14 protein-coding genes are annotated in these 20483 nt (G+C 37.0%); 4 read left to right on the top strand and 10 right to left on the bottom strand.

Annotated features, from left to right (window positions below):
• Positions 1-112 precede the first annotated feature (112 nt).
• Together ACKVQX_RS03080 and ACKVQX_RS03085 are read left to right on the top strand one after the other, a co-directional pair.
• Complete coding sequence (locus ACKVQX_RS03080) at positions 113-640, top strand: hypothetical protein (protein WP_325943382.1); 528 nt, start codon at positions 113-115, stop codon at positions 638-640.
• 78 nt (positions 641-718) lie between these two features.
• Positions 719-1834: a hypothetical protein gene (locus ACKVQX_RS03085; RefSeq protein ID WP_409136010.1), complete on the top strand. Its 1116-nt coding sequence runs from the start codon at positions 719-721 to the stop codon at positions 1832-1834.
• A gap of 486 nt (positions 1835-2320) precedes the next feature.
• On the opposite strand, the gene ACKVQX_RS03090 is transcribed toward ACKVQX_RS03085, so the two are convergent.
• The 4 genes from ACKVQX_RS03090 to ACKVQX_RS03105 all read right to left on the bottom strand — a co-directional run bounded on the left by ACKVQX_RS03090 (position 2321) and on the right by ACKVQX_RS03105 (position 9259).
• Positions 2321-2575: a hypothetical protein gene (locus ACKVQX_RS03090; RefSeq protein WP_409136011.1), complete on the bottom strand. Its 255-nt coding sequence runs from the start codon at positions 2573-2575 to the stop codon at positions 2321-2323.
• On the bottom strand, positions 2562-2891 hold the full coding sequence (locus ACKVQX_RS03095) for a hypothetical protein (RefSeq protein WP_409136012.1): 330 nt from the start codon (positions 2889-2891) through the stop codon (positions 2562-2564). Before ACKVQX_RS03095 ends, ACKVQX_RS03090 begins: the two co-directional genes overlap by 14 nt.
• Before the next feature lie 566 nt (positions 2892-3457).
• Positions 3458-6244 (bottom strand): hypothetical protein, encoded by a 2787-nt coding sequence (locus tag ACKVQX_RS03100; RefSeq protein ID WP_409136013.1) that lies wholly within the window; start codon positions 6242-6244, stop codon positions 3458-3460.
• A gap of 468 nt (positions 6245-6712) precedes the next feature.
• Positions 6713-9259, bottom strand: coding sequence for a glucosaminidase domain-containing protein (locus ACKVQX_RS03105; RefSeq protein WP_409136014.1), 2547 nt, complete (start codon positions 9257-9259; stop codon positions 6713-6715).
• A gap of 146 nt (positions 9260-9405) precedes the next feature.
• On the opposite strand from ACKVQX_RS03105, the gene ACKVQX_RS03110 reads away from it, so the two are divergent.
• Entirely contained in the window at positions 9406-9876 is a 471-nt protein-coding gene (locus ACKVQX_RS03110) for a GNAT family N-acetyltransferase (RefSeq protein ID WP_068455764.1), read from the top strand.
• Positions 9877-10846: 970 nt separating this feature from the next.
• Here the strand turns inward: ACKVQX_RS03110 and ACKVQX_RS03115 are convergent.
• The 6 genes from ACKVQX_RS03115 to ACKVQX_RS03140 form a co-directional block, all read right to left on the bottom strand.
• Positions 10847-12397, bottom strand: coding sequence for a glucosaminidase domain-containing protein (locus ACKVQX_RS03115; protein WP_409136015.1), 1551 nt, complete (start codon positions 12395-12397; stop codon positions 10847-10849).
• 177 nt (positions 12398-12574) lie between these two features.
• Complete coding sequence (locus ACKVQX_RS03120) at positions 12575-13468, bottom strand: NERD domain-containing protein (RefSeq protein ID WP_409136016.1); 894 nt, start codon at positions 13466-13468, stop codon at positions 12575-12577.
• A 1017-nt stretch (positions 13469-14485) separates the two neighbouring features.
• Positions 14486-16033 carry a glycosyltransferase gene (locus ACKVQX_RS03125; RefSeq protein WP_409136017.1) on the bottom strand — a complete coding sequence of 516 codons (1548 nt, stop codon included), beginning with the start codon at positions 16031-16033 and terminating at the stop codon, positions 14486-14488.
• An 18-nt stretch (positions 16034-16051) separates the two neighbouring features.
• Positions 16052-16843, bottom strand: coding sequence for a teichoic acids export ABC transporter ATP-binding subunit TagH (gene tagH, locus ACKVQX_RS03130; RefSeq protein WP_068455778.1), 792 nt, complete (start codon positions 16841-16843; stop codon positions 16052-16054).
• Between the two features lie 20 nt (positions 16844-16863).
• Entirely contained in the window at positions 16864-17673 is an 810-nt protein-coding gene (locus tag ACKVQX_RS03135; RefSeq protein ID WP_068455780.1) for an ABC transporter permease, read from the bottom strand.
• Between the two features lie 187 nt (positions 17674-17860).
• On the bottom strand, positions 17861-19057 hold the full coding sequence (locus ACKVQX_RS03140) for a CDP-glycerol glycerophosphotransferase family protein (RefSeq protein WP_082701479.1): 1197 nt from the start codon (positions 19055-19057) through the stop codon (positions 17861-17863).
• Between the two features lie 210 nt (positions 19058-19267).
• Between ACKVQX_RS03140 and ACKVQX_RS03145 the strand changes: the two genes are divergently transcribed.
• Entirely contained in the window at positions 19268-20419 is a 1152-nt protein-coding gene (locus ACKVQX_RS03145; RefSeq protein WP_068455784.1) for a CDP-glycerol glycerophosphotransferase family protein, read from the top strand.
• Positions 20420-20483: the final 64 nt, after the last annotated feature.

Consider the following 20483-nt stretch of genomic DNA (forward strand, 5'->3'; position numbering starts at 1 on the left):
AGATAGGTCAAAAGACATTTTTAAAAATGAAGTTTAAAAAGTGAAATAAATAGTATTACATTAATGGAATTAAAAGTAAAATATACAATATAAATATAAAGGAGGAATTCACATGAAAAAAAGATTTTTAGTAATAACAGCTATGCTATTCATCTGCTCAATCTTCATTTGGAATGTACCAGCTCAAGCAAAAACAAAAAATTTCTTAATGGATAAATCTAAGGTTTATACAATTAGTTACTACCATTATGAAGGCAAAAAAAAGAAAACAGAAAAATCGGTATTTCACTACAAAAAACAATACAAAAGTTGGATTGCTACAACGGGTGGCGAACTATGGGAAGAACAAAATAAAACCTACTATTCATGGGGCGGCGGCTACGGTGGTAAAGATGAAATCAAAAGAAATGCTAAAGTGGGCGATAAAGTCTATGGATATGGATCGGCTTCAAAATCGTATCTCGGTAAAGTAACTAGTATTAAAGCAACGGTTAAAACAAAAGCAGGCACTTTCAAAAACTGTACAGTCGTTCAAAACAAAAAGTTAAAACAATACTATGCACCGAACAACGGTCTTGTTCTTTCAATTGACTCTAAAGGAAAAATCGAGCGTGAAGTAACAAAGATTTCTAAAAAATAACCATGAGCCTAGTAGTCTGTTATCCGACTACTAGGTTTATTCAATTAAAATAATTGAAATGAATTGAGGGGACCTACAATGAAGAAAAAAGAATGGATTATAGTAGCTGTTGTATTCTTACTATCTATCATATCTTTAATGATAATTAAGATGTATTTTCCGAATGCAGTTGAAGTGGTAATGATAATAACCGTTATTATTTCATTAATTCTGTTATTTATATTAGGAAAAACAAATGCTAAGAAAAAAGTTTATTTTATTTTAATTACACATTTTTATATTGTTACATGTCTAGTTATGCTAATGAGTTTATTGGCAATAAAAATACTTACTGCTTGTGAGTTTACAAGCTTATTAAGTATAACTATAGCTTTAATGTTTGTATTTATTATATCTCTAGGTGTATTTCAAATCATAACCAAATATATGAATAAAAAAATAATTAAAGAAAATTACATAACAAATGAACTACTTGAACAATTGAAAAATTTGTCAAACTTCCTTACATTTTTTATTACTATTTTTTTATTAATTAATACAACTTTATCAACTACTTATAATACAAAGTTAAAAAATTTATCAGAAACTATATCTACACTAGAACTCTATTTTTCTTCTGATAAAAAGACACTATCTAAAGATGCGAATTTTTTTCAAAAAAACACCAACGATAATCTCTCAAAAAACAATTCAGAGATTGAAGAACACATTTTAGTAATTGAAGAATATATTATTGAGAAAGAAAAATACACAGATCAAAATAAATTATCTTTTGCAGAATATATCAAAAATAACAACATTAAAATTTCAAAAATAGATATTAAAACGGAACATTCAGAATTAGCTAAAAGGGTTCAAAATATTGAAAATTACCTTTTATCAAATGAGAGTTCTTCTTTTATATACTTTTCTAATAAAAATAAGATTTCAATTTTTTCACCCTATGATATTCAATCATTAAATGATTACTACTATCTGTTACTTACAATGATAGTTTATGTATTGGCAAGCTATTATCTTTTTATCCCCTTTCAAAAAAAGGATACTGAAAAAGAAGAGATAAATACATCTTCTACTAATAATAAAAATAGCTCCGAAGAAAAAGGAAACGTATCCTTCATTCAGTCTATTTCGAGTATTACTTTGGGGACAATACTCTTTTTATTTATCACTAACCATGATAAGAAAGATTAGTGTAACTTGTGAGAAGATTGTTGAATAATACAGATACTTTTAGATTTTAGCTTAAAAATGTATAGTCTTTTTATTAACAAGTCCACTATTGATATAGTGGACTTGTTAAATATGTGCGCAAAGATATTTTTCTATCTTCCACTAACCACTGTTCACATGTCATGATGTTGTCCTCCTTCTCCACAAAAAAAAGAACAAGTGATATTGTAGCCACCTTGTCCTTATGTGTATCTCTTACATCTCTTCTTTCAATTCCGTAATCAGTGTAGTTAAAACCGCAATCGTTGCGGCAATGAGTAATTTTTTAATCATGTTCAGCTCGCTTCACTTTCACATACTCACGACAGTTTTATAATAATGTCGTGAGTTTTTCTTTCAGAAATCACTAACAATTCGTTGATGTATCTCCCTTTTAATTCATTTCACCTGATACACCCTACTTTTTTCGTGAGTTCTTTGTTAGTTTTCTCGTGAGTTCTATTCGATTCACTCATCATTTTTTAAAAGAATTTTGTATTGATGAACACAATTGAGTGTGTACATGTCTCTTCCATTGTCGTAATTTACGGATGTAATCAAACAAGAAGCAGGTAAAGACGACCACTCTTCTTCTGTAAAATAGCGCTTATCTAACTCTTCTTTCTCCAGTTCCACTGTTTCGATTCCTATCTCTTTCTCATTCACCTCGAGAGCACATTCTTTCTGTAAATAATTCATTAAGTAGGCTTTACACGTTTTCATACAAACAACCTCCCATTTCATAATATTCATATGCAATGACCTCATCTTCTTTCTTCCACAATTCAAACATGACGGACTTATCTGTTCCGACTAAATAGACCGTCCACACTTCACCACTTTTATTCTTTAACTGACAATGATAAGCATGTGTACAATTCGCTAAGGTATCGATAGATGGTAAAAGATACTGATAGCGTGCTACATCTGGATGATGAATAGGTAATGTATTTACCGCTACTTCTACAATAGGTGTGGACATGTAAAAGCTTTGATGAATACGTTTTAAAACAAATGCATAAATAATTGGTCGAACCATTTTATAATCCCCCTAGAACGAGCAGATTGGTGGTTAATCCTTTATCATTTGGAAGGAAGGTATAAAGTAGAGGCTTTTTTTAAATATCCTTGAATAATTGCCTAATACCGCGTTTACAGCCATTTCTTCCATAGAAAAACACCTACTCGTTTAAAAGTAGATGTTTCGTACAATATGAGAATAAATAAACAACCAAATGAACTCATCAAATTAGATGTATAGCTTGTTCAAAAAGAAGAGCTGAAACATCAAAGAAATAATATCTATTTAAAAAAGGAAGTAGATACGGTTCTTAAATGGAGGTAAGGAAAGAAGGAACGCACACAAGCAGCAGATTTCCCTAAAATGCAGGATGTAAGAAACGAAACGATGAAAGAACAGCCTAATGAAAAATCGCTGTTTAAATAGCAAATACAAGCGTAGAGAGCAACTGATCGAATTCTAAAAATTTCATTAAAGTATATGATTGAACCACAAAAAAACTCCCATCTTCCGAAGAAGATAGGAGTCTTTGAATCCGTTTGCCCAATAAGGTAAGGGAATGTTGGATTTAATAATCGGTTAGATTATTTTTGTGTTGCAGTAACTAAAGTTGCACCAGTTAAAGCATTTGGAGTACCAGCAGTATCTTTAACAATTGTTGGGTTATTAATTGATGTTACAGTAACTGTTTGACCAATTGTATTTACACCAGTAACAGTAACGATTAATTGTTTAGTGTTTGTTAGGTCAGTTGTGACAGTGTAACCACTTGTTAATGTAACACCATTAACTTTAACAATGAAATCGGCAGCAGCATCGGCAGCAGCTGTGATTTTTTCACTGAATCCTAAAGTAATTTTACCATCAACTGATGAAACAACAGCAGATGTTAGTACTGGTTTAACTGTATCAGCTAAAGTAATAGATTTTGAACCAGCATCTGCAACATTACCTGCTAGATCAGCAATATTTTTATAACCTAATAAATAGTTAGCATCAGCATTTACATAACCTTCTGGTAAAGTAATTTTAATAGTATCGTTTACAGGCGAAGTATTTGGAACGCTTGTTGTTAATACTACAACTGTACCTGCTGGTAAAGCTGAGCCATCTAATGTGAAGTTAGATAATGTACGAGCAGAAGCTGCTAGTGTTTCATTAAACTTCAAAGTAATTACATTTCCAGTAACTGAAATATCTGTAGCAGGAGTTGTAATTTCTGGAGCTGTTTTATCTAGTGCAGAAGATTTTGTATTTAACGATAAAGTATAGTTTCCAGTTTCATTTGGCACTACTGCTTTATCCTTTGCAAAACCTTTAGTAAAGTTAAGTGTATATTCTTTGTCTGCATTTAATCCTGTAATGACGATATATTTACCATCCGCATCAGTACCAGTTGCATCAGAAGCCACTTCTGCTGTTAAACCTGATACCTCAGCACCTGAAGCATCTGTCACAAGAAGTTTAGAAGCTACTTCTGAAGTACTATCTAGAACTGTATCTAATTTAATTACAGCTCGAGTACCATCCCATTTAGTAGACTCAATAACAGGAGTTTTAACTGTACGAGTTAAAGTAAGATCTTTTGTAATACCAGCAGTAACATTACCAGTAACATCTTTAAAGTTAGATAATTCAACTTTTACAGATGTTGATGTTTGTCCTGTTGGGTATAAATCTACACCTGCTACAGTTGCATTTGGAATTGTAGCTGTATATAGTGTTTCATCTTCATCATCTTGTACTAATGTAACATTATTAGCGAATACTGTAGCATCACGATAAATTTTAGCAGTAGTACCAGCAGCTAATTCTTCTGAGAATTTGAATGCAACTACTAAATCACCATCTTGTGTTACAGATTGTAAAGTAGGAGCTGTTGTATCTGTAGAAATAGATGCAGTTTTAGTTGTTGCTTCAGATTTATTGCCAACTAAATCAGCAAAAGCAGCTGTATACACTGAGTATTCTGTTCCTGCTACAAGAGTATATGCAATTTTAACTGAATATTTATCACCAGCTACTGCTGTAATATCAGTTGCTTTTACGTTTACTCCATTAACTTTAACAATACCTTTATCGGCATTAGTAATATCAATTGGTTCAGAGAAAGTTACTGTAAAACCAGTTGATGAAGCTTTAACACTAGTAACTTCCGGAGCTACAGTATCGGCAAATACAAATGAAGTTGAATGAGCTTCTACATAGTTACCAGCAAGGTCTTTTACAGATTCTTTATTTACTTTCACAGTGTAGTTTGTTTTACCTGCTAGAGCTTTAGAATTTGCATTAGTTGGATCTAAATCAATGATTACTGATTTTTTGTCATCTTGTAGTTTTACGATAGAATCATCAGCATCACCAGATTTATCTAATACAGAAGTGTTAACATTTAAACTTGCATCAATTACATCGTAATTTGCAATGTTTTCAGCAGTTGTTTTGTCAACTGATTTGTTAAATGTTACTTTAACTTGTTGAGCGTTAATCGCCTCAACAGATTTAACTTTAGCGCCTACTTCAACACCGTTTTCGATCGCAACTTCTTTACCGTCGATAGTGAAAGTACCGTCAGCTAGTTCAGCGTTGTTGTACCATTTATCTTCGAATTTTTTGATGCCTTCGTTTAATTTAGCACCATCGTATAATTTACCTTCGAATAGAGCTAATTTTGTGTTAAGTTCAGAACCGTTGTAAAGTTCGTCTTTGAAGATTTTGTGACCTTCGTTTAATTTAGCGCCATCGTATAATTTACCTTCGAATACTACTAAACCTTTGTTTAATACTGCATCTTTGTAAAGATCTTCTTTGTATAATTTGTAGCCTTTGTTTAATTTACCAGCTACATATAATTTATCAGCGTAAAGACCTGTAGATACAACTTTTTTACCTTTTACGTAGTAAGCACCGTTATAAGTACCAGTAGTTACTTTTTTAAGTCCTTTTACGTAGTAAGCGCCTTTGTAAGTACCAGTAGCTAATTTACCATCTTTGTAGTATTTAGAAGCGTAAAGACCTGTAGATACTTTTTTAACACCTTTTACGTAGTAAGCTTTGTTATAAGTACCAGTAGTTACTTTTTTAACGCCTTTTACGTAGTAAGCGCCTTTGTAAGTACCAGTCGCTTTTTTACCAGCTTTGTAGTAAGTTTTGCCTTTTAAGCCTGTAAGTTTTTTACCGTTTTTGTAAACAGTTGATTTGTAAGTTACATAACCTTTAACTACTTTACCTGATTTAGCGTAAACTAATTTACCAGACTTGATTTTGTATTTGCTTGCTGCAGATGCATCCGTAGTTGCTACTGCTGATGTTACAACTGAAGCACCTAGAGCTAGGGCTGCTGCAGTTTTGACTAATTTGAAATTACTCATGAATGAAAATCCTCCCTTATTGGATATGATTAGCATTTGCTGTTTGAAATCGTCAGCTAACCATGCTTAGCCTAATTATCATCTAATAGGATAAGATTTTCCACCTTTTTTTATTCCAAAATATTGCACTTATAAAGGACTATATCATTATAATGCCATTTTTATCATTTATTTATTAGTTATATTTTGATTAAAAGAAATATTATTATTATAAAGAATAGTTTATTACCACTTTATTCTTTCATTAATACCTTTTGATTCATTTTTGATTTTTAGGATATATTTTCCAATACATTTTAACCATGTAACAATTGTCATATCACTTTTTACACTTTTCACATGATGTTTCTTCCTATTATATAGCGATTGTATTCTATCTTTTTTTACATATTTTTGAATTTACGATTGTAATGGATTTGTTACAAAAAGAAAAGACCGTCCTTTTTTTAGAACGATCTTCTCTGTCATTTATTGAACTTTTAAGATAGTTGAGCTAATCCAGCCTTTTGTTTTAGTTGTTGGTACGTAAACTTGATTCCATACGGTACCTTTTGCATCTTTCTTCGTTACGATTTTGCCTGAAGTATCTTGTACAAGTTTAACGAATTTGCCCTCGTCTAATACTTTGATAACTTTTGTACCTGTCGTACTCGCGTCGTTTCGGACATTCGCTTCTGTTGTCGTGCGTGCTAAATTCATAAAGCGTAAATCTGATTTCAGCACCCATGCTTCCTGCCCTTGAATCTTCACGCGCATCCACGTAGTTGCGACATCGTCATTCGTTCCGTCGATTGTCACTTTTGTACCGATGTTGTAATTCATTAGAACTTTACCGTATTCTGATGGCAGTAGGCGAACCGTTGTGAATTTCGTCACTGTCGCTGTGATACCTGCATCGAAGAATTGATAGGTTGGTGGTAGTGGCTTACCTGCTGGAATAACATTCGTGTAATTGAATACAGGTTGTGCTGGATCGAGTGTTGAGACTTTCGCCTTGTCATAATAAGTGGCGTCATATGGTTTCATATTCCCCATGATGCGTCCGATACTCGTCGCCCATGATTTATCCGAAGCATACTTCACATTCATACCTGCTGCTGATGGTCCATTATTGTAGATGGCTCCTGCTCGTAAATATTTACGATAGATGGCATCTGCATAATACTGCACGCCGTCATTTCCTGTTGGGAAGTAAAGCGCGCAACTCATCGCACATTTGTCATAGGCTTGATAACCGAAAAAGTTATTTTTATATTGTGAGATTTTCGAGCTACCCCAACCTGTTTCGACGATCGCATGCGCCAACATGAACTGTGCGTTAATGCCATAGCGTTTTTGCATATCTAAAAATACAGGAACAGCTTTGTATAGATTATTATTTTTGATTGTCGTTCCTTTCCATGCTACAAGGAATTGTTCCATCTCTGCTTGCGTGATATTCGATACTTTTCGAAGGTTCATGTATTGGTACGGGTTACCGAAGTAGTCGGCGCGCACCCATGCAAATTTCGAACCGATTTTGCCAAGATAATACGTTGTGTCGTTAACCACTTGTTGTTTTGTTGCGGTGAACTTCGTTGCTGGATACGATTTTAAATCTTTAAAGCGAATGTTGCTCGCATTCGTCGCTCCTGCTACGGTCGTCGCATTCCCCAGTCCAGTTAGGTATAGGACTTCTGATGAGGCTGTCGGCGCTTGAACATTTGCCGACGTAAGCTCTGTCGACTTCACCCAGCCTACTACAGTGTCCTTCCCTGTTGTTGAGAGGCGTGATAGCTCATAGTAGGTCGTGTTTCCTAATTTTGCTGAACGATTCATTGTAAATTTCTCTGTTTTCTCTGCAGTCGTCCATGTGCGTGTCGTCTGCTTCACAAGGTTAGTATAGAGTACAGCTGTCGACTTGATTGTCCCTTGTTTTGAAATCTTTTGATAGACAGGCGCTTCCACTGGTGGTGGTGTTGGTTCAGGTGTCGGATTCGTCATTGTTGTACGAGACGATAGCACCCACATCAGTTTATTATCTTCTGTTTTTCCGTAATACCACAGACCTGTGCCAATCTTCACTTGTTTTGAAATGGTGAACGGTTTGCCCTTCGTGAGCGTCTTCGTCACAATATCGTCTGCTGCGCCCCATGGCATCGCATAACCGTATCCACCGCCTGTTAGGTATGCTTTTTGATTGAGTGTGCTTTCTACGCCATAAGGATGCGTTTTAACGGCGTCTTTTTCCACCCAACCGATTGCCCCTAGATTATAGTAAACTTTTTTCTTGTAGCTTGCTTGCTCTTTTACCACATATGTATGAGGTGCTTTCGCGCCAGCCGTTTGCTTCGTTTTGTCATTCGTTAAGTCCGTTTGTAGTAGTGTATTTTTATCGTTTAGTTGCGCAATAAGTGATACTTTCGTCACAACAGGCTTTTCTGTCGCAGTCGTGAGCTTTTGATCGCTCAGTGACGTCGCTGGAAGCCATGTCGTCTGATTATTCACCGTACCGCGATACCATGTTGTCGTTCCTACCTTCACCGTTTCGGCATTGAGGAAGTTTTTATGTTTATAGGGAGCCATTGACGGAAAAATAACATTACGTGCTAAACCGCCCGGACGCGTGTAACCAGTTCCTATTCCTTTAATGTAGCGCGTCTTTTTCGTATTCGTCATCACCTTATAACTTTTACGCGTGATTGACTTCGACTTCACCCAACCGAGTGCTGCTTTTTTCGGATCAGCTTGGCGACTTACTTGGTAATAAGTTTCGTCACCTGTCTTCGTTGCGACTTTTGAAATATAGAAGATTTCATTCGTGTATTTAGTTGATGCCACTACACTCTTTTTCGAGCCAGGTGCTGTATAAATGCGTGATTTTTGTGATTTGAGTTGTCCCAATTGGCTTGTGTTACTCTGTTTATAGGTAGCTTGTGTCGCGGCTTGTACTGTCGGCGGCTCCAGAAGTTGTGTTGCCGAAGATAGTACAAAAGTAGAAGCTAAAAGTCCTATAACGATTGACTGTTTTTTCATTTGTTCTCCTCCTTTTGTAAGTTATCATATCATATTTTTAGCATGGGGTACGTCCTATTTTTCAAATTGCTATTTACGTTAGTATTGTACTTTTTTTCCTTTTCATGTAAGTTGAAAAGAGGATAGTTGTTAGAAAGGATGTTGGCATGGAGATTTCAAAATATCGTGAATCGGATTTAGAGGAGATTGTCGACTTATTCTTAGATACCGTACACGAAATTAATCGTAAAGACTACAGCCTCGCACAGCTTAATGCATGGGCTCCTTACGAACGACGCCAAGAGATCATCGAATCTTGGCAAAAAACATTGCGTGAACACATCTCCTACGTGGCACGCTGCGAACATAAAATTGTCGGATTTGCTGATTTAACACTTGATGGACAGATCAACCGCATCTATGTTCACAAAGACTACCAAAATCGAGGCATTGCAAAAAAATTACTATTTGAACTCGAAGAAGAAGCTTACCAACTCGGCTTGATTCATCTCGACACAATGGCGAGCACCACAGCAGTCCCCTTCTTCCAACACGAAGGCTACGACATCGTGAGCGAAGAAATCGCGATACGCAACCAGATTGCCCTACAAAACTTTCATATGCGTAAGGAATTATGACGAGTGACTCAGTGGAGTGACTCGTTTTTTTGTGGGGTAGTGTTTCGATAAGGCTGGACTTTCGGTAGAGACTTAAATTTTCTATGACAACTCTATTCTTATGGACATAATATTTGTCGAAAGGGACTGATCAGAGGCTGAAAGGGACTAATTAGAGGCTGAAAGGGACTAATGGTCGCGCGAAAGGGAATCTCGCTCTCCGAAAGGGACTATTCCGCGCGCGAAAGGGAATCACCGTCTCCGAAAGGGACAAACTCGCGCGCGAAAGGGAATCCTGTTCCTCGAAAGGGACAAATCTGCGCGCGAAAGGGAATCACCGTCTCCGAAAGGGACAAACTCGCGCGCGAAAGGGAATCCTGTTCCTCGAAAGGGACAAATCTGCGCGCGAAAGGGACAAATCTGCGCGCGAAAGGGAATCACCGTCTCCGAAAGGGACAAACTCGCGCGCGAAAGGGAATCCTCGCCTCCGAAAGGGACTATTCCGCGCGCGAAAGGGAATCCTCGCCTCCGAAAGGGACAAACTCGCGCGCGAAAGGGAATCCCCGCCACTGAAAGGGACTATTCCGCGCGCGAAAGGGAATCCTCGCCTCCGAAAGGGACAAACTCGCGCGCGAAAGGGAATCCTCGCCTCCGAAAGGGACTATTCCGCGCGCGAAAGGGAATCTCGCTCTCCGAAAGGGACTATTCCACACGCCAAAGGGAATCTCGCTCTCCGAAAGGGACTAATCCACGCGCCAAAGGGAATCCTGTTCCTCGAAAGGGACTATTCCGCGTGCCAAAGGGAATCTCGCTCTCCGAAAGGGACTATTCCGCGCGCCAAAGGGAATCTCGCTCTCCGAAAGGGACTATTCCACACGCCAAAGGGAATCTCGCTCTCCGAAAGGGACTAATCCACGCGCCAAAGGGAATCGCCTAATATTTGTGATAAAAAAGAGGAATCACGTTATGATAACGTGATTCCTCCTTTAATTTATCGATAGATTTTCATTAGGTCTGAACGAATCCAAACTTTTTTCGTTGAGCCTGGTTGGTAGACTTGGTACCAAGTTGCTTTTTTCGAGTCTTTTTTTGTAATGGGTTTGCTTGAAGATGTTACAAGTTTTAGCGCTGTATTTTTCTTTGCTGTTGTTACTTTAGAATAGTTTGTACCTGCATTTGAACGAAGTGTCGCATCGACTGTTGTAAACGCTAAATTCGTTGTTGTAATCTGATCGCTGCGCACCCATGCTTGTTTATTTTGATAACTAATTCTGTACCAGCGCGACTGAGCACCTTTTGCATTTTTAAAGTCTTTTACGTCTATATGATATGCTTTTAACGTAATTTTTTTGCCTTTTGCATAACTTCCCACGCGTGGTGCATATACATATGGAATTGAATAAACTGATGCACCTGAAGAATTAATTGTTGCCGAAATACTTGAAGGTAAAGCTACAAATGCACTTGGCTGTGGTTTCGTCGATGGAATCTCACTGCCGAAATCTTGTGCAATCGATACTTTTTTCGTCGATGCTTTTGCACCTTTATAATATGAACTATTATACGGTTTAATCTGTTGCATGATATTTGCTATTTTTTCGCCCCATGATGGATCCGTAGCGTATTTTACATTCATCGCTAATACATTTTTACCATAATAATAAGGACCACTAACTGTTAAATAATTATTCACAATGCGTGAAGCATATAATTTCAGACCATCTTCACCTTTAGGGAAATATTTTGAACATGTAATCGGACAAGTATCATATGCTTGGTAGCCGAATAGGTTGTTTTTATACTGCGAAATCGTCGAGCCACCCCAACCAGTTTCGAGTGCCGCATGTGCAAACATAAATTGTGCACTTACACCTGTACTACTTTGAGCTTTAATAAACTCAGGCGCTAACTTGTATAGAATATTATCCGGAGTACGCCCTTTTGATAAAATAAGTGCCTGTAAATCTTTCGCTGTAACATTCGAAGGTTTGCGTAAATCAACACCTACAAAGCCATTCGTTGTTAATAAATCTGAACGAATCCAACGTAATTTTGTTGTCCCTTCAATCTTCCCTTTATACCAATAAGTTGTACCTACTTTTTCATAACGCTCTGCTGCAAATGATAAACCGCGACGAATTTCTAAATTGTATGATCGATTACTCGATGTTGTCGCAGGCATTGTATAAGCATTATTGCGGCCTAATAAATACATTGTCTGTTTCTTTTTTGAAAGGAGTGTACGATTGTTAATTTTTAATACTTTTCCATCAATCCACCCCATCGATGTTACACCTTTTTCAAGGCGATAATATGTTGTTCCATCTGCTTTTTTCGATTCGCGAACATAGTATGTACGTTTTAAATCCGTACTTTTCACTGCTGTCGCTTTTGCTTTTTTAGAGGGTGTTTTGTAAAATTTCGCTTTCGTCGTTTTGATTTCAGCTACCTTATACTCACTCGCCGCCTGACTTTGTGTACTCGTAAATGCAAACACACATAGTAAACTCAGTACCCCCGCAATCATCCATTTCCACTTCAAATTTAAACACACCTTTCTTTTGTCCTAATTATACCTTCGTCCAATTACCTTATATTTATACAAATAATTGGATTTCTTAATATAATTGAAATATTTATATACTATTTCCTTCCTTTTTGAAATAGAAATAAACGTATATGACAAAGTTGTTATAGAATTGTGATGTGTGTAATATTTCTATTTTTGTATTTTCTTCCATTCTCGATAAAACGTACTTTTAGAAACATCTTTCATAAATTTTTGTAAGTCTTGTTTTAGCATATCTTGATGAAAATAACTCAAATATTCATCTAATTCTTCTTTAATTATTCGCTGACCTGTATAAGTGCAATTGGAACAGTTCCATTTCCTCCGACTTTTTTTCAGCATTTTCGAATGACATTTTGGACAGAGAAAGTCACTATTCAAGTGATACAATTTAAAATTATAATATTCTCCTAAAGTATTTATCCGATAATCAATCGCTTTTTCTTTTATTCTGTTAATAAATTTTTGTACATCCGTATTTTCAATATTCTCCTGATTTTGCTTATAAATAAACTGCTCAATTTCATCTAAATCTAAAATATGTGTCATGGTATTATCACTATTTACAATACTTGAGAGTGTAGGAAAAACTACTGCTCCATATATTGGAATATTATATTGATGACTATAATTCCATATTTCTAATTGTTTAATATATTTTTGAATTTGAGTTTCGGGACTTCTAAATTTCTGATCAGGTTGTCCTTTTATTTTTCGAATCAGTTGTTGTGGATTCTGTGTAAAATAAATATGTCCCGAAATATTTTTCACTTCTAAAATGATGATGCAACTCGATGTCGCAACAAGAAAATCCATTTGAAATAGCCCATTTTGATAGAGCGTGATATCGTGAAAAACATGAATATCTATTGTGTTTTTATAAGTATTTAAGCGTTTTGCAACAATTTCTTCTCCAAAGTCTCCAGCTTCAATCTTCGCTATATCTTGTTGAATACGTACTTTTATTTCATCCAAATGTAAACGTGCATAAAGCCTTTTTAAAATGTGCATTTTAGGACTAGAACGAAATTCTTTTTGGATCATTTCAAAATTCTCCTTTTTTATTTACTATACACTATGCATATTTTCGAGATTTTTTGTTTATACTTCTTATTTTAAAAAAGGCGTGTTTTTTTATTCAATTATTGGATTATAGATTAGAAAACTTGTTCATCATAAAAAGACTCGAGTTTTCCTTTTCAGAAGTTGGGATTCCCTTTCGGAGGCGGGGATTCCCTTTCGCGCGACCATTTGTCTCTTTCAAATGCCAGGATTCCCTTTCGCGCGCGGATTTGTCCCTTTCGGAGAGCGAGATTCCCTTTCGCGCGACCATTTGTCCCTTTCAACGACACCGTTTCCCTTTCGCGCGCGGATTTGTCCCTTTCAATTGCATCGTTTCCCTTTCGCGCGACCATTTGTCCCTTTCAATTGCATCGTTTCCCTTTCGCGCGTGGATTTGTCCCTTTCAATTGCATCGTTTCCCTTTCGCGTGTGGATTTGTCCCTTTCAATGGCGGGGATTCCCTTTCGCGCGACCATTTGTCTCTTTCAAATGCCAGGATTCCCTTTCGCGCGCGGTTTTGTCCCTTTCAAATGCCAGAATTCCCTTTCGCGCGCGGTTTTGTCCCTTTCAGAGAGCGGGATTCCCTTTCGCACGTGAGTTTTTCCCTTTCAAATGCCGAGATTCCCTTTCGCGCGACCATTTGTCCCTTTCAATGGCATCGTTTCCCTTTCGCGCGTGGATTTGTCCCTTTCAATTGCATCGTTTCCCTTTCGCGCGCGGTTTTGTCCCTTTCAGAGAGCGGGATTCCTTTTCGCGCGCGGATTTGTCCCTTTCAAATGCCAAGATTCCCTTTCGCGCGTGAGTTTTTCCCTTTCAATTGCATCGTTTCCCTTTCGCGCGACCATTTGTCCCTTTCAACGACGAGGATTCCCTTTCGACCCCAAGTTTGTCCCTTTCAACAAATAAAATTCAATTTAAACTAGTCAACTTAAGTCCCCACTCTACCTCCACACCATCTATTCACAACAAAAAAACTCTCGCCTAAGCGAGAGTTAAGAGTTAGATCATATTGATTTTTGGGCTGTGATGAATGGCTTGGTGTAAGACGTGTTGCCAGCGTTCTTTGTATGTGGCTTCTGCAAATTGTTCTGTTGCGTGTTGTTTTGCAGCTGCACCGAGTTTTAGCATGTGATCTGGGTTTTGGATTGCTTCAATCATGCTGGTTGCGAGTTGTTCGATATTGTCAGGTTCAACGAGTATGCCATTTTCATTATGCGTAATGTATGTCGTTGGACCGTATGTAATCGCATAAGAGATGGTTGGTGTGCCTTGAATCGCTGCTTCCGCATACGCATAATTAAGTCCTTCTGTTTTCGCTGTAATGATGGAAGCGAGGGCTTGTTGATAGATGTCTGCTACATTCGGATGGTAGCCTTTTAATGTGACAACTTTTTCAAGCTTTTCTTCTGCAATTAATTCTTGTAGATTCGCTTCTTCGTTTCCGACACCATAGATGTCTAAGCGTGCATCAGGTTCTTCTGCAATCACTTGTTTCATCGCTTTTATTGCATGTTGTACTTGCTTATCTTCAATAAGGCGTGTCACCATGACGAAGCGATTTGGATCACGTAATGCTTCACTTGGCATCGCTTCAACTGTTGGTGGAATGACATGAATATTGCCACGATTGCCGACATCACTGTGTAAATCAAGTTGCTGTTTTTCTGTTGATACAACCGTTGCATAGCCTTTTGGAATCGCATTAACGACTGACTTCATAAACTTTGGCATCGAACTACCAACTGTATAAGGTTCTTCTAAATGGTTATGTTCGACAACGAAAATTTTATCCGCATACTGATCTTCCACACCGAGTACGCGATCTGCTACACGTTCAGTTTCAGCTACAATAATCGGACGAACCGATTCTAAACGACATAATTCATTCACCCAGAAAGTTTGAAACTCTAAACGATTTTTAAAATCGAAGGCTTTTTGAATTTTCGGATCAAATAGGAAGACACGTTGTTGTCCGCCTGTTAAATAGTTGAACCAGATTGTTAAGTAACAGAAGCCATCTGGTGTAAAGTAACTCTCTTGATTCTTCTTGTTGTTTGCTGGATGATATAAAATTTCGCGTGCTTTATATCCTGCTGGATGGAACTCCTCACGCGAAATACGTACGCGATTGTCATTGAAGTAGTCGACGAATTGCAAACGACCATCTTCGTCCCAGCGCTTATATTTTGCATAGCGACCATTTTCAAAATAACGTGCGTGATTGCCAGCATCTTCTACAAAGAATTCGTCTTCGAATTTATGACGGTTCTTTTCGTAATGTGCTTTTGAAACAGCCGATACTTCCACCACTGCAAAGCGATCACGATAGTAGTCGTACAAATTCACAATATGCACATCATGTGGAAGATGACCTGTGACATGAAGTTCACGTTCGATTTCCGCATAGTTTGGTTTGTAGTCTAATGTTACAAGAACAGGTTGGTAATCTGGCTGATTGAGCAGACGTGCTTGTTTTAATACTGCTTTATGCAAGCCTCTTTGTTCCGTATTGAGGTCATTGCTTACCAGAAATAATGTTTTTCTCACCGCTTGTCACTCCTATTCTTATTTATGCTTACGCTGCTTCGCCAATTGGTCGCGGAATTCTTTTTGCTTGGCTGGTGTCAGCTTATTATAGTCTTTTAGGAACGCCATGTAGTTACGCATGACCACATTTGTTGGGCCGAATTCACGTAAACGCCCACCCTCAATCCATGCAATTTTTGTACAGAAATTACGTACTTGAGAAAGGTTATGGCTGACGAAGAAAATCGTCTTTCCTTGTTTTTTATATTCGAGCATTTTTGCGAGTGACTTATCTGTAAACGTCTGGTCTCCAACAGATAATGCTTCGTCGATTACGAGGATATCAGGATTCGCTGTTACACTAATCGCAAAGCCAAGTTTCGACTTCATACCACTTGAATATTGTTTAACAGGTTGATAAATGAAGTCTCCAAGCTCTGAAAACTCAATGATTTCTGGCATGACTTCTTTAATCTTTTCTTTTGAATAGCCCATAAGTAGACATTTGAATTCGATATTTTCAGCACCTGTTAAGGCATTGTTCAGACCTGACTGAATCGCAATGACATTCACTTCACCATTGACGATTAATTCTCCAGATGTTGGTGGAACGAGTCCGCCAATGATATTGGATAAAGTCGACTTCCCCGAACCATTAATACCAACAAGTCCGACGACATCGCCTTCTTCTACTGAAAAAGTGATATTTTCAATCGCATTAAAAGATGAACCTTTTTTACCTGGAAAGATCAGGTCAGCAATTTGCTGGCCCTTCGTTTCATACATACGATATTTTTTTGTAATATTTTTTAAAATAACTGATTCTGCCATTTGAGCATCCTCCATAAAGTTTAGACAAAGTCTGAGAAGCGCGCACGGAATTTATAATGTGCTTTTGCACCGAAGTACAAGAAGATCAGTATAAGTGCTAAGTTGTATAATGCGAGTTCCCAATGATTGATGATATACCATTCATGTGTTAGTAACCCAGCACGGTAACCTTGCGCTAAGAAATAGAATGGATTCAACATTAAAATATTTTGTAATAATTCGGGCATGTCTTTTGAGCGATCCCACAGAATTGGAGAGATGAAGAACATCCCTTGTAGAACCGATTGAATGACCATTTGTAAATCACGTACAACGACTGTCAGTGTTGATGTAAGTAATGTGATTGAAAAGGCTAACACATATGACCATAATACGAAAATGATGAGTTCGAAATAGTGCCATGTCGGATAGTATCCGCCAATCCAGAAGATGACCATAATGACAGCGAGTAGCGCCAAGTGACCATAATATTTTCCCATAATAATATAACTCGGTATGCTCGAAAGTGGAAAATTCATCTTTGCGACCATGGAGTATTTTTGATAGATTGATTTTGAACCTTGTAAAATAGCTTTATTAATAAAGAACCAGAAAGAAATCCCCGCTAACATCCAGTATACATACGGAATACCGTCGACTTCTGCGTTTCGACGCATCACATAGCCGAAGATGAACCAATACATCGCCATTTGGATGGCAGGATTTAAAATTTCCCATATGAATCCAAGATAGTTCCCCTGATTATCAATGCGCAGTTGGAATTTCGCTAAACGCTGAACCAGATAAAATGAATTCACCTGTTCTTTAATGATATTAATCATTGCTTTCATATTGTATTTTCCTCTATTCCCTGTATTTCAAATAATTAGAACGAAATGCTGCGAAAATTAGTTCCAAAACGCTCCGAATATTCATTGCTTATTATAGCATATTCGCACCCAATTTAAGACACAATGTCCATGCGATTGAAAAAGAGAAATCGCCTTGCGGACGACTCCTCTTTTCGGATTACTTTTATTAATTTAATACGGTTTCACATGGTTCTGTTTCAACAGTTGTTTCATCTTCTACTGGTGGAATGTAGGCCGGTGCGAGTGTTTGTTTATAGAATACGCGCTTCACAACACGCTCCGAAGAACGTCCATCTTCCCATTCACAGAAGCGATTTTTGAAACGTTCGTAACGAGCAGGATCTGCATGACCTTCTGTTAACGCACGATCAATTTCAGCGATGAGCTCATCTTCTGTTTTGACAATCTTACCTGGCGCATCCGCTTCAATATCAATATAAAAACCACGTAGGCGATCACGATAATCTTCTAAGTCATACATATAGAAAATAATCGGGCGATCTAATGTCGCGTAATCGAAGAACACAGATGAATAATCCGTAATCAATAAGTCACTAATTAAATATAAATCGGCAATATCATAATAATCTGATACATCAATAATGAAATCTTTATATGGCGTAAAATCGAAGCTCTCTGATACAAGATAGTGCATGCGCGCTAATAAGACAAAATCATCGCCATATTTTTCTTTCATACGATTAATATCAAATTGGAACTCAAAACGATATTTACCTTTTTCGAAAAATTGATCATCACGCCACGTCGGTGCGTATAATACCACTTTTTTCTTCGGATCGATATTCAATGACTGACGAATTTGCTGCATACGTGCCTCAGATGGGTTATGTAAGACATCATTTCTCGGATAGCCTGACTCAATTACAGGCCCTTTAAAATGGAATGCACGTGATAAAATCTCTGTTGAGTATGCGTTTGGACCTACTAAATAGCTCCAGTTTTTCGATTCTGAGATAATATTTTTACGATATTTCGAAGTGACTGTGCCTGGCATATGTACTTCCTCAATATCTGTCCCTAATCGCTTCAGCGGTGTACCGTGCCATGTTTGCAAATAAGTTGTACCTTTAGGTTTTTTCATCCATTTCGCAAGACGCACATTATTCACCCAATACTGTGCTCTCGGGAATGTCAGCAACCATTTTAAAGAAAAACGCTTCATATAAGGAACATTCATTTCTTTAAACATCGGGATACTCTCTTTATTTACAGACCAAATCAAATCAAATTCTGGACAATTTTCTTTCATATATTCATAAATCGCACGTGGATTATCACTATAACGTTTACCATGAAAACTTTCGAAGACAACTAAATTCTCGATGCGTGGCTTTTTTGCCATATAACGATAAGCCTTCTTCAAGACTTTTGTTAATATATTTTTAATAGACAAAGTTGTTCACTCTTTCAATTTTAATAATTTTTCAACATACATCATACCATATTCCTATGATGAATCTTTCTATTTTTTTAAACTTTCAATATTTCGCCTTCAAGAGAATATGCTATAATAAAAAAAGTAGTAAAAAATTAAACTAACTTGGGTGAATCTATGACAAAAGAATTGTTAATTCAACTGTTTTTACTTATAAATAAATTTTTCTTCGCACTTTTTTCCATCTTTCCGACACGTAAAAAGATGGTTTTCTTATGCGATTTTGGCGATAACGCCGCTTATACAATACAAGCACTAAACGAACAAGGCTACTCAGATATTATCGTACTAAAAACGTCTCGTTGCAACGAAAATTTTTCAAATCTTAACGTAAAAAAGATTATTTTATTTGAGATGAAAGACTTACGTCAATATATAGGTGGTTTGTACCATATCTCTACTTGTAAAACGCTATTAATCGACAATTATGTACCGCTTTTAAATGTGCTGCCGAAACATATCGAATGTATTCAACTTTGGCATGCAGCAGGTGCAATTAAAAAATTCGCACTTTCTGATCCGAGTATCGCATATCGTACACCAGCAGCAGTTCGTCGCTTTCGAAAAGTTTATAAACGTATGGATAAAGTGGTTGTCGGTTCGGAACAAATGGCGAAGATTTTCCGTCTAGCATTTCATAAGGATCCGGATGCGTTTTTACGTACAGGGATTCCGCGCACAGATTTTTATTTTGACGAGTCGCGTGTTACTGAGGTACGCACACGCTTATTTGAAAAATATCCAATCTTGCGTGAAAAGAAAGTTCTATTATACGCACCAACTTTTCGTGATTTAGAATTAACTACACAGCAAATTCCGATTCACTTTACAAAATTGATGCAAGATGTCGGCGATGAATATGTATTGATTATTAAATTACATCCTGCTGTTCAACATACAGTGGAAAATTTAGTAAACCCTCAAATTATCGTACTCGACAATCAAGTGCCAATTCATGAAGTACTAACGGTAACTGACTGTTTAATCAGTGATTATTCGTCAATTCCGTTTGAGTATGCGTTCTTTAAAAAGCCACAAATCTTCTATCCATATGATTTAGATCAATACCGTATGAGTCGTGGATTTTGGAGTGACTATCCAACAATGGTTCCCGGACCTGTTGTGGATAGCGACGAAGAATTAGTACACGCAATTCTTCATCTCGATTTTGATGCAACTGTTATACAAGACTACTCGAGCCATTGGAATACGTATTCTACAGGTCAATCTTCTAAAAACTTAGCAGAATACTTACTAACTCACTTATAACACATCTTTCTTTTTTTAAATGGGTGTACTATAATAACCAAAAGTATGATTTTGGAGGCAAATT

The organism is Kurthia sp. ISK08, from assembly GCF_046159805.1.
In the GTDB taxonomy this organism is placed as follows: domain Bacteria; phylum Bacillota; class Bacilli; order Bacillales_A; family Planococcaceae; genus Kurthia; species Kurthia gibsonii.

Bases quoted from the DNA above. Each gene is read 5' to 3' on its own strand.
- ACKVQX_RS03080 (WP_325943382.1), top strand. From the start codon at position 113: ATGAAAAAAAGATTTTTAGTAATAACAGCTATGCTATTCATCTGCTCA.
- ACKVQX_RS03085 (WP_409136010.1), top strand. From the start codon at position 719: ATGAAGAAAAAAGAATGGATTATAGTAGCTGTTGTATTCTTACTATCT.
- ACKVQX_RS03090 (WP_409136011.1), bottom strand. From the start codon at position 2,575: ATGAAAACGTGTAAAGCCTACTTAATGAATTATTTACAGAAAGAATGT.
- ACKVQX_RS03095 (WP_409136012.1), bottom strand. From the start codon at position 2,891: ATGGTTCGACCAATTATTTATGCATTTGTTTTAAAACGTATTCATCAA.
- ACKVQX_RS03100 (WP_409136013.1), bottom strand. From the start codon at position 6,244: ATGAGTAATTTCAAATTAGTCAAAACTGCAGCAGCCCTAGCTCTAGGT.
- ACKVQX_RS03105 (WP_409136014.1), bottom strand. From the start codon at position 9,259: ATGAAAAAACAGTCAATCGTTATAGGACTTTTAGCTTCTACTTTTGTA.
- ACKVQX_RS03110 (WP_068455764.1), top strand. From the start codon at position 9,406: ATGGAGATTTCAAAATATCGTGAATCGGATTTAGAGGAGATTGTCGAC.
- ACKVQX_RS03120 (WP_409136016.1), bottom strand. From the start codon at position 13,468: ATGATCCAAAAAGAATTTCGTTCTAGTCCTAAAATGCACATTTTAAAA.
- tagH (WP_068455778.1), bottom strand. From the start codon at position 16,843: ATGGCAGAATCAGTTATTTTAAAAAATATTACAAAAAAATATCGTATG.
- ACKVQX_RS03135 (WP_068455780.1), bottom strand. From the start codon at position 17,673: ATGAAAGCAATGATTAATATCATTAAAGAACAGGTGAATTCATTTTAT.
- ACKVQX_RS03140 (WP_082701479.1), bottom strand. From the start codon at position 19,057: ATGGCAAAAAAGCCACGCATCGAGAATTTAGTTGTCTTCGAAAGTTTT.
- ACKVQX_RS03145 (WP_068455784.1), top strand. From the start codon at position 19,268: ATGACAAAAGAATTGTTAATTCAACTGTTTTTACTTATAAATAAATTT.